Source organism: Psychrobacter sp. van23A, assembly GCF_030845275.1.
Taxonomy (GTDB): domain Bacteria; phylum Pseudomonadota; class Gammaproteobacteria; order Pseudomonadales; family Moraxellaceae; genus Psychrobacter; species Psychrobacter faecalis.
In genome coordinates this window covers 2,751,723-2,763,205 of the sequence record NZ_CP132595.1, presented here as the reverse complement: position 1 = coordinate 2,763,205, position 11,483 = coordinate 2,751,723, and the positions used below count along the sequence as shown (strand labels likewise).

General features: G+C 45.4%; 7 protein-coding genes. 4 read left to right on the top strand and 3 right to left on the bottom strand.

What is annotated here, in order from left to right:
* The first annotated feature begins 636 nt into the window (after window positions 1-636).
* The 3 genes from gltB (at window position 637) to RAH45_RS11740 (ending at window position 8,113) form a co-directional block, all read left to right on the top strand.
* Complete coding sequence (gltB, locus tag RAH45_RS11750) at window positions 637-5,100, top strand: glutamate synthase large subunit (protein WP_198328721.1); 4,464 nt, start codon at window positions 637-639, stop codon at window positions 5,098-5,100.
* 140 nt (window positions 5,101-5,240) lie between these two features.
* Window positions 5,241-6,662, top strand: coding sequence for a glutamate synthase small subunit GltD family protein (locus RAH45_RS11745; protein WP_306495953.1), 1,422 nt, complete (start codon window positions 5,241-5,243; stop codon window positions 6,660-6,662).
* A 215-nt stretch (window positions 6,663-6,877) separates the two neighbouring features.
* Window positions 6,878-8,113: an FUSC family protein gene (locus RAH45_RS11740; protein ID WP_198328720.1), complete on the top strand. Its 1,236-nt coding sequence runs from the start codon at window positions 6,878-6,880 to the stop codon at window positions 8,111-8,113.
* A 119-nt stretch (window positions 8,114-8,232) separates the two neighbouring features.
* Here RAH45_RS11740 and RAH45_RS11735 read toward each other — a convergent pair whose 3' ends face one another.
* Window positions 8,233-9,354, bottom strand: coding sequence for an ABC transporter substrate-binding protein (locus RAH45_RS11735; RefSeq protein WP_068405109.1), 1,122 nt, complete (start codon window positions 9,352-9,354; stop codon window positions 8,233-8,235).
* Window positions 9,355-9,738: 384 nt separating this feature from the next.
* Between RAH45_RS11735 and RAH45_RS11730 the strand changes: the two genes are divergently transcribed.
* Window positions 9,739-10,002, top strand: coding sequence for a hypothetical protein (locus RAH45_RS11730; RefSeq protein ID WP_068405111.1), 264 nt, complete (start codon window positions 9,739-9,741; stop codon window positions 10,000-10,002).
* An 88-nt stretch (window positions 10,003-10,090) separates the two neighbouring features.
* Here the strand turns inward: RAH45_RS11730 and RAH45_RS11725 are convergent, their stop codons facing one another.
* Both RAH45_RS11725 and RAH45_RS11720 read right to left on the bottom strand, forming a co-directional pair.
* On the bottom strand, window positions 10,091-10,921 hold the full coding sequence (locus RAH45_RS11725; RefSeq protein WP_068405113.1) for a Cof-type HAD-IIB family hydrolase: 831 nt from the start codon (window positions 10,919-10,921) through the stop codon (window positions 10,091-10,093).
* A gap of 231 nt (window positions 10,922-11,152) precedes the next feature.
* Entirely contained in the window at window positions 11,153-11,440 is a 288-nt protein-coding gene (locus RAH45_RS11720) for a hypothetical protein (protein ID WP_193032070.1), read from the bottom strand.
* Window positions 11,441-11,483 lie beyond the last annotated feature (43 nt).

The window sequence follows — 11,483 nt, the reverse complement described above, 5'->3', positions numbered from 1 at the left end:
CTAGAGTATGAGTTGACAGAAAAGACTAGATTTTTTAGTCATCATTCACTAAGATAACTGAGGGCGACGTTCTGTATAGTTATCGTAAACTGTTATTTCATACCTCGATATTGTCGTTTCAAGCGCTGCTACTTGCTACCTATTTAAGCTTATCGCAAGTGGCGCAACTCCTCACTTTATCCCGATTGGGATTGTTAAGGCGCTTGAATATAGAGCGTCTCATATTCATATTTAACGGCGGTTTAACCTATTCATCGCCAATTTATCCATAACTTTCTTATCAGCTGCTTTGCTTATTGTCTCTTAAAGAAGTTAAGGCGTCACCGTTTTTATTAACGTTTACGCCGCTCATATTGAGTTTTTAACCGCTAAAACAGACATAAAAGTAAGCAGAGTCCGATAAGGGTTTAGGTATAAATGCTTTAGCGTTAACGTTAAATCAGTAGCTGCGATGGTTATAAAATAAAGAGAGTCGTGATAAGTATTCTTATCACCCTCAAAACGCTTGCATTATTTTCTCCGCTTGCGCTTTATTAATCCGCTTACGTGAATATATTTAGCCCGTTCTGCCCGCGGAGTTTGGTTGCTACTTCATATTGAAAGTATAGGCCGTCCGCTCACTCAAAAGGACAAGCTATGTCAATGATTTCTTCCTCTACGCATTTGGCGGCGCCAGATGACTTCTCTGATAATTGCGGCTTTGGTTTGATAGCTCATATCGAGGGCCAAGCCAGTCACGATTTGGTAAAAACAGCTATTCATAGTCTAAGTTGTATGACCCATCGCGGCGGTGTTGCAGCTGATGGTAAGACTGGCGATGGCTGCGGTTTATTGCTGGCAACGCCGACGGTATTTTTTAGCGATATAGCCGCTGAGCAAGGCTTTACCCTGACTGCTGATTTTGCCGTTGGCATGGTGTTTGTCAGTTTGGATGAGACAAAAGCGCAGTATAGTCAGCAGGTGCTTAATGAAGAGATTGCCGCCCAAGGGTTAGCAGTGGCGGGCTGGCGCGATGTGCCGCTTGATTTAAGTATCGTTGGTGAGATTGGGCGTCAGACATTACCTGGTTTTCAGCAGATATTTGTCAATGCACCAGACGAGATAGCAGCCGATGACTTTAACCGCAAATTATTTGTCGCGCGTAAAAAAGCTGAACAACGCTTGGTTGATGACGAGCTATTTTATGTTTGTTCCTTAAACTGTCAGACCATTATCTATAAAGGTTTGGTCATGCCATCAGATCTGCCAGCGTTCTTTTTAGACTTACAAGATACGCGTTTGGCCTCGCATATCGTGGTCTTCCATCAGCGTTTTTCAACCAATACCTTGCCGCGCTGGCCACTGGCGCAGCCGTTTCGCTATCTGGCGCATAATGGCGAGCTTAATACCATCACAGGCAACCGTAGCTGGTCTGAAGCGCGCACGCCAAAATTAAAGTCTGATAAATTGCCCAATTTAAGTGAATTGACGCCACTGGTGAATAGTACGGGTTCGGATTCATCGAGCTTAGATAATATGCTAGAGGTGCTGATGTCGGGCGGTATGAGTTTATTCCACTCGATGTCAATTCTGGTACCGCCCGCTTGGCAAAATGTCGACAGCATGGATATGGACTTGCGGGCGTTTTATGAATTTTACTCGCAGCATATGGAGGCGTGGGATGGCCCAGCAGGACTAGTGATTCAAGACGGTCGCTATGCGGTATGTATGCTCGACCGTAATGGTCTGCGTCCGTCGCGTTGGGTCACCACCAAAAATGGCTATATCACGGTGGCCTCAGAAGTCGGCGTTTGGGATTATGCGCCAAAAGATGTGCTTGCTAAAGGGCGCGTTGGGCCCGGTCAGATGTTAGTTATCGATACCATGACCGGTCAAATCATGGATACTAAAGCGATTGCGACGTTACTCAAAAAAGCGCATCCATATCGTAAATGGCTGCGCGAAGAAGCAACCCGCATCCGCGATGATGAGCGCTTAGAAGAAGAATTAGCCGCCCAAGCTTGCCGCGGTGAGCCGCTAAAAGCATTGCAAAAAATGTATCATATCACCAATGAAGAGCGCACCGAAATTATCCGTCCTAATGCCGAAAATGCGCAAGAGCCAGTCGGCTCGATGGGCGATGATACGCCGATGGCGGTGCTATCTCAGCAAATTCGTCATGTCGGCGACTTTTTCCGCCAGCAGTTTGCGCAGGTGACCAATCCACCGATAGACCCGTTGCGTGAGTCAATTGTGATGTCGCTACAGACGTGTCTTGGTGCTGAAACCAATGTATTTGCGCCGTCAGCACGCGACGCGCATCGTATTATCTTATCGTCACCGGTTTTATCGGCCAGTAAAATGCAGCAGCTCGAAACCTTGGCTGATCCAGCGTTTCAAATGGCGCGTATCGACTTAAACTACGATACCAATCTTGAGCTAGCAGCCGCTATTAAAGCCATCTGTGAGCAAGTAGCAAATAGCATTCGTGCGGGTTTTACTTTAATTGTCTTGTCTGATAAGAATATCGCAGCCGACAAACTACCTGCCAACGCCATTATGGTCACTGGTGCGGTGCATCATTATTTAATTGCGCAAGGTATTCGTACCGATGCCAATTTAATCGTCGAGACTGGTCTGGCGCGCGATTCACATCAAGTGGCGGTATTGATTGGCTTTGGCGCGACTTGTGTCTATCCATATCTGGCCTATGACGTCATCGATGATTTGGTGGCGACGGGTGAGCTGCTTGGCGATCCGATTCAAGCGCGGGTCAATTTCCGTAAAGGCTTGGATAAAGGGCTGCTAAAAATCTTATCAAAAATGGGTATCTCTACCATTGTCTCTTACCGCGGCGCGCAATTATTTGAAGCGGTGGGGCTTTCTGAAGAAGTGGTAAGCTTATGCTTTAAAGGTGTGCAAAGTCGTATTAAAGGCGCAACCTTTGCCGATTTAGCTGCCGATCAAGCACAATTGGCGGCCAATGCTTTTAAACGCCGTGCGCCACTTGACCAAGGTGGTTTATTAAAATTTGTCTTTAATAAAGAGTACCATGCCTTTAATCCTGACGTAATTAACAGCCTACATACCGCAGTCCGTACCGGCGATTATGACAATTATCGCAATTATGCCGATTTGGTCAATAGCCGTCCCGTAGCAACCTTGCGCGATTTATTACAATTAAAAACCGATAATTCAATCGACGTAAATGACGTCGAGGACATCTCAGAAATTTTATCGCGCTTTGATTCTGCTGGTATGTCTTTAGGAGCATTGTCACCTGAAGCCCATGAAGCGATTGCCATGGCGATGAATACTATTGGCGGGCGCTCAAACTCTGGTGAAGGCGGCGAAGATCCGGTGCGTTATGGTACCTTGCGTAACTCAAAAATTAAGCAAATTGCCTCAGGTCGCTTTGGCGTCACACCGGCGTATCTGCGTTCGGCAGAAGTGCTGCAAATTAAAGTTGCTCAAGGAGCAAAACCGGGTGAGGGCGGTCAGCTGCCGGGCGGTAAGGTTAATGCGCTCATCGCTCGCCTGCGTTATTCGGTACCGGGGGTGACGCTCATATCGCCGCCGCCGCATCATGATATTTACTCTATCGAAGATTTGGCGCAGCTAATTTTTGATTTAAAACAAGTCAATCCAGATGCTTTGGTGTCAGTGAAGCTGGTCTCACGTCCGGGTGTTGGCACCATTGCAACGGGCGTGGCAAAAGCCTACGCTGACCTAATTACCATCTCAGGCTATGATGGTGGCACGGCAGCGTCGCCACTGTCATCTATCCATCATGCTGGCTCGCCGTGGGAGCTGGGGCTTGCTGAAACGCATCAATCGCTTCGGGTCAACGGCTTGCGTGATAAAGTTCGTATTCAAACCGATGGCGGTCTAAAAACGGGTCTTGATGTGGTCAAAGCCGCAATTCTTGGGGCAGAGAGCTTTGGTTTTGGCACCACGCCGATGATTGCCGTTGGCTGTAAATACTTGCGGATTTGCCATCTTAATAACTGCCCAACCGGCGTTGCCACCCAAAAAGCCCAGCTACGTGATGAGCATTTCATCGGTGAAGCAGAAATGCTGATTAACTTCTTTAAATTTGTCGCCACCGAAACGCGCGAATGGCTTGCCGCTCTCGGCGTGCGCAGTATGGAGGAGCTGGTCGGGCGTACCGATTTGCTTGACGTGTTAGAAGGTAATACTGATAAGCAGCGGCATTTGGATTTAACGCCGTTATTATTTAGTCATCCAGCCAGTAGCAGCAAAGCGCAAACTTGTCAGGTGGCGCGTAATGAGCCATTTGATAAAGGCTTGCTCGCTGAGCAAATGATTAACGATATGCTGCTAAGTATCCGTCAAGGTAACGGCGGCGATTATAGCTACGCCGTCGGTAACTGTGATCGCTCTATCGGCGCGCGTATTTCCGGCGAAATTGCGCAGGTCTGGGGCAACCTTGGCATGAGTGATAGACCCATTAAGCTGCATCTAAACGGCACCGCAGGTCAAAGTTTAGGGGTCTGGAATGCGGGCGGTTTGCATATTGAGCTAGAAGGCGATGCCAATGACTATGTTGGTAAAGGCATGGCGGGCGGTGAGATTGTCATTTATCCACCGCAAGATTCAAGCTTTACCACGCATGAAACCGCCATTATCGGCAACACTTGTCTGTATGGCGCTACCGGTGGCAAGTTGTATGCGGCGGGTACAGCAGGCGAGCGTTTCGGCGTACGTAATTCGGGCGCTCATGCGGTTATCGAAGGCACGGGCGACCATTGCTGCGAGTATATGACCGGCGGCATCATTACCGTCCTTGGGCGTACGGGGCTGAATTTCGGCGCAGGCATGACCGGCGGCTTTGCTTATGTCCTCGATATGGATGGTGACTTTTTCGATCGCTGTAATCATGAACTGATTGATTTAAACCGTATCTCAAGCGAGCAAATGGAAGGTCATCGTATTTACTTGCAACAAGTGATTGAAACTCATGTTGAAAAAACGGGCAGTGCGTGGGGGCAAACCATCTTAGCGGACTTTGAGCATTACGCGCGTAAGTTCTATTTGGTAAAACCCAAAGCGGCAAACGTTGCGACCCTGCTTAAAACCACGACGGCTGACCCACAATAAATTGGCTTGGTCAATAATAGGTTTACAAGCAGTTTAATTCATAGGTTTTAAACAGGTAAATGACAACCTCTATCCGTAAATTTGCCTCATTTGGGCTGCAGATATTGGCTGTCGTTACCCACTATAGAAGAGACAATACCATGGCAAAACGCTTAGAAAATAGTTTTCAGTTTTTAGATGTACCGCGCCTTGAGCCGATCAAAAAAGACATCGTTACGCGCTCAACAGAGTTTGTAGAAATTTATCAGCCGTTCGATAGCGAATCAGTAGCGCAGCAATCGCACCGCTGCCTTGAGTGCGGCAATCCATACTGCGAGTGGAAATGTCCGGTACATAATTACATTCCCAACTGGCTTAAATTAGCGGCAGAAGGACAAATATTTCAGGCAGCAGAATTGTGTCATCAAACCAATACTTTGCCTGAAGTTTGTGGCCGTGTCTGTCCGCAAGACCGCTTGTGTGAAGGCGCTTGTACGCTAAACGATGGCTTTGGCGCGGTCACCATCGGCAATGTTGAGAAGTATATCAATGACACCGCTTTTGCCCTTGGCTGGCGCCCTGATATGTCCGAGGTGGTTTGGACGGATAAAAAAGTCGCTATTATTGGCGCAGGGCCTGCAGGACTGGGCTGCGCCGATATCTTAGTCAGAAATGGGGTCAAACCTGTTATCTTTGATAAGCGTCCTGAGATTGGCGGTTTATTAACCTTTGGTATTCCAGAGTTTAAAATGGAAAAAGATGTCATGCGCAATCGCCGTGTCATTTTTGAAGGCATGGGCATGGAGTTCCGTTTAGAGACCGAAATCGGCAGCGACGTCAGTATTGACGAGCTGCTAAGCGAGTACGATGCGGTATTTATGGGCATGGGCACTTATACTTATATGCGCGGCGGCTTTGCAGGCGAAGAGCTAGAAGGCGTCTACGATGCGCTAGATTATTTGATAGCTAACGTCAATCGCTGCAATGACTGGGAAAAAAATCCAGCAGACTATATCGATTTAAAAGGCAAAAAAGTGGTGGTGCTAGGCGGCGGTGATACAGCGATGGACTGTAACCGTAGCAGTGTGCGTCAAGGCGCGCAGCAAGTAGTTTGCGCTTATCGCCGTGACGAAGAAAATATGCCCGGCTCTCGCCGTGAGGTGGTCAATGCGCGCGAAGAAGGCGTTGAGTTTTTATTCAATCGTCAACCGACGAAAATCATTGGTTTAAATGGCAAGGTGAATGCGGTTAAGGTGATTACCACGCATTTGGGCACGCCTGACAGTCATGGTCGCCGCCACCCTGAGCCCATTCCTAACTCAGAAGAAATCATCCCGTGTGATGCGGTTATTCTGGCTTTTGGTTTCCGTCCTAGCCCGGCCGATTGGTTTGCCAGTCAGCAAGTGACAATGGACACGTCAGGTCGAGTCGTCGCCGCCGAAAAACAAACCTTTAAATTCCAAACCAATAACCCAAGAATATTTGCCGGTGGCGATATGGTGCGCGGCTCTGATTTGGTGGTGACAGCGATTTGGGAAGGTCGTGAAGCGGCAGAAGGTATTTTGGATTTCTTAGAAGTCTAGCTTTTAGAAGTCTAGTATTTAGCTGTTGGCAGTTATCAATAGCCAAACACGCTTTTCCAATATTTTTCTGGTTATGTGCTAGTATCTTTACACCTTTAACGCCTTTTCTCTTTTAACAGATAAAAGGCGTTATTTTTTTGATAATTGTTTTATGAATGGTTAAGCTAGCAGTTATCATTTAAGCCACTTTTTATTTATTATAAGAGACGCCCTGCGTGAAACCGACTTTTTGGCAACGATTTACCGTGCCGTTTGTAGAGCCTTACGCCCGCTATCAGCATGCCGATGTTTTGCATGCCATACGTTTGGGCGTGGCCGTGCTTATTGCCCTGTTGTTAAATGAGTTTACCCACTTACCGCATGGTGAATGGACGACCATCACCGTGTTTGTGATATTGGGTTTGTTGCAGTATCAAGGGGCGATTTATACCAAGGCCAAAGAGCGCATACTCGGCACTTTATTAGGTGTGGTGGTCGGGCTGAGCTTTTTATGGTTGATTCAAGATACCGGTGGCTGGCTATGGTTATATTACGGGCTAATTGGTATTATCAGCGGTATTATTGGCTACGTGGCGGTTAAGCAGTTGGGTTATATCGGGCTGCTAACGGGCATTACCATGCTGATGATTGTCTCAAGCCCCGACCATAGCAATATCACCCAAGACGGTCTGTATCGCGCAATTAATATCTTACTTGGCGCAGGGGTTGCGGTCGCTGCGACCTTGATTTTACCGCTGAAATCAACGCTAATGTGGCGGTTTTTATTGGCCAGTAACCTTGAAACCTGCGGTAATTTATACGCTGGAGTGGGCAATCATATTGATGCCGAGATTTTAGTACCAAAACCCTTTAAATATAGTAAGGCGACCAGTTCAGCCAGTATTATTTACCCAAAAAACCCCTCTGTACCAGATACACCAGTGAATAAAGCCTTGGTCAAAGCGCTGCAAAAGATCAATAAGCGCCTGCTTGCCGTACGTCCGCATATCGCCGCCACAGCGAGCGAATCTGGGATTGAAAAAGAAACGCTAGAGACCATTCAGCGTACCCATCGCAATATTATTGGTACGATTGATTTATTATTAAGTGCCGCGCCGCGCTTGGCAAACATCGAGATTGACGATGAAAACCATATTTTACTGATTCATTATCAGCACGAATTAACCCAAGCGATGCAGCATATGGCGGCAGTATTACGTAGTCCAAATGATGAAGTGTTTCGCCCGATTACCCGTATCGCGGTATCAGAATATCCAAGTGTGGAAAACTTAGGCTTTGAATGGCAAGGTTATTTTTGGCTCACCCAAACGCTGCAAGTACAGTTACAGCGGCTTAGTGAATTATTGCAAACCACCAAGCCGCAGTGGTTTGCTGCCTCTGGGTTGCGCTATCAGCGCCGCGAGCAGCGCCGTATTGAACATAAAGGTAGCGAAACCGATTTGCACTTATAAATAAAAGACAAATAAAAGAAAAGACAAATAAAAAACGCTGACTTAATAAAGGCAGCGTTTTTTGGATAGATAATAGGTATCTAAAACAGCAATCAATAAATGCGTATTAATTTACAGAATTAACGCCCCGTTTTAAGCTTATCCCAATACTGCTGATACACTTGCAACGCTTCATCACCGACATCTTCTTGAAACTCCGCTTTTGCTAGCACCTCTTTGCTTGGATAAATGGTTGGATTGTTGCGCACCTCTTCTGGCATCAGCTCACGCGCGGCCATATTCGGTGATGCGTAACCAATCTCTTCGCTGACGATTTTAGAGTTCTCAGGACGCAGTAAGTAGTCGATAAATTTGTGCGCCGCATCCACCTGTTTGGCATTTTTTGGAATAACAAAGTTGTCCATCCAAAGAATAGCCCCTTCAGTTGGGTATTTATACACCAAGCTGGTCAAGCCTTCGTTATTGGCGATGATGGCTTCACCATTCCAGCTCATACCAACCGTGGTTTCCCCTTCCATATACGGCATGCGTGAAGCATCCGAGTTAAAGGTTTTTACATTTGGCATCAAGGTCGTTAGCTTCTCGTAAGCGGCTTTGATTTCTTCAGGGTTTTTACTATTACCTGAATAGCCCAAGGTTAAGAGCGCCATGCCAAACACTTCGCGCATGTCATTCATCAGCATCACTTGACCTTTATACTCAGGACGCCATAAGTCATTCCAGCTATTTACGGTTGCAGGATCGACCGCTTCGCCATTGATGGCAAGACCGGTGCTGCCCCACATATAAGGAATCGAGTATTTGTTTTCTGGATCAACCTTGGTATTGGTAAAGGAGGTATCAAGATTTTTAAAGTTGCTTAATTTGGATTTATCAAGCTCTTGTAGCAGTCCTTCTTTGGCCATTTTTTCCACATAATACGTCGATGGAATCGCTAAATCGTATTGGCTAGAATCATCAAGCAATTTAAGCTTAGCGTACATAGCTTCGTTAGAATCAAAAGTAGTGTAATTGACTCGAATGCCAGTCTCTTTGGTAAAACCATCAAGAATTTCTTGCGGCATATATTCCGACCAGTTATACAGGTTTAACGTTTCTGCACTGGTCGCAGCGCCATCGGTAGCGGCGTTATCTGATTTACTACAGCTCACAAGTGCGAGCCCAACCGCCACGGCTAATAAGGCTTTTGGAAGCATGCGAGCGCTACGAGCGGCAGCGCGCGACGATGATAAATGAGTCAAAATATCTCTCCTAAAATAAGAATGGTGCAAAGCAAGAAAACCCGTAAAACAGGCGCGATGCTAAATTTACAGCTATGTAAACCATTATGGCTATGATTGCGCATAATTTAAAGGGCAATCGTGCATAGCGTTTTTGCTAGTATCGTTACAGCTAAGGCGATTAAAAATAATATGCCAAATGATCATAAATGATGACAAATGCCGCTTTGTATTATGCTTGATTTAACAATAGCCTTTTATAGAATAAACAGATTTACCATAGCGTCGTAATCAAAAAGGCGACATGATAGGCGCGTTTTATGCCACTATAGTTACCGCATGAGACTTTAAACAATAAAAATAAGACAATTTTACCCAATTTGATTGAATTAAAAGAGGAAGACAATGAATAATCGTGTACGCGCTGGGATAGTGATGGCTTTAATTGGCATTATAGGTTTTATGATTATATTTAATTCGGGCTCGCCAACCTCAATTCTGAATTGGCCAGTTGAAACTTATCTGGGTTTGGCATTTACCATTGGCTGGTTAAGCCACGTACCAAATTGGCTGGCTTATGTGCTCGCAGCGTTGGTAATTATTTTAATCATCGTCGGATTTTATAAAGTCGGTAGCTGGCTTTATGGTTTGATGGCTAAGCGTCGTTAAATAGCGTCGTTAAATTCTGCTAGGACGTGCTCTTCTTTTAAAAATGAGGACACGCCTTATATAAATAGCGGTTTTTATAAACTATTTATCAAGACGCTATATGAAATTGCTTGAGTACCGACTGGATGCCACGCTCTTCAATCGTACCCGTGACAAAATCCGCGCGCTCAATCAACGCAGGCTGGGCATCGCCCATCGCTACTGCATAGCCGACCAAATCAAACATCTCTAAGTCATTCATGCCATCGCCAAACGCCATGCATTCGGTTGCATCTACGCCATAATAGCGACAGACGTCTTTGATACCGCGCGCTTTAGAAGCATTGGCGGGCAGGATATCTGCGCCGATATGATGCCAATGTACCAGTTTTAAATCGTCCTGTGCAAAGTCGATATCTTGCATTTTATCGAATTGATTGTTAAAAAACACTGAGCATTGATAAACGGGGTTTGATTGATAATAGAGTGGATCCACGATAGAGTTGGGCGTTTTGGCATTAAAATCACGCAAACGCTCGTTTTCGCCTGACCAAGCAATGTGGGTCGCCGAGTCAAACTTATGAATCAGCTGACTGGTTTGGCATAACTGCACAATTTTGTCCGCTTGCTCAGCAGACAATGGATAATGGCTAATCAAGCCTTTATTATCAAAACTATATTGTCCATTCATACAAATAATGGCATCTAAGACATCCGCTTCGAGCAAGGCTAAAATATCCGCTGGCAATATCGCTTTAGAGCGTCCGGTCGAAATCACCAATTTAATATCAGTTTTGGCCAGCGCCTCAAGCGTCGCTTGGTTGTGCGTAGCGATGATGCCATTACGGCTGAGCGTGTCATCAATGTCAAAAAATATTACTTTCGGCACTGGTAACGCCTGATTGATATTGGCTGGCGCCGCCTTATCTACAATAAACATGAGTATCCTTTATATTTAAAAACCGACTGTATAGGTATTCAAAGCAAGTATAGAAAGTCGTTGGAACTTGCTGAATAATTTTAAATGTAGGGTGCGTCCAGCGCACTATTTCCATACTTTATTAATCTTATCGGTGCGTGGAACGCACCCTACTAACACTCAACTTGTTAGATTGTAAAAGCTAAAAACCCATAAAGTACATCTATGAGTATCATCACTCTTATCGATAAGTTACTCATTGACAAACGATAAAAGGCTTTGAGCGAATTCGAATTGTAGGCCAAGTCTATATGCGTCATCATCAGACCAACCTAAATCTTTTAAAGACCTAATAACTAATTCAACGTCAATTTGTTTATGAGTTTTATGGACTAAATATAAGAACCGAAACCACCTTTCTTCGTCTAATGGATGTCCAGCAAGAGTCGACTTGTTTGCTAATCTTGAAAATCTCTCAAGAGCTTCTTTTGTTTCAGAATTAAAAGTACTTTCTAAAAAGTTAATATTTTCTGAATTCATAAGATTTTTTCCAATAAAGTTTATACGATAAAGTATTTTTCTT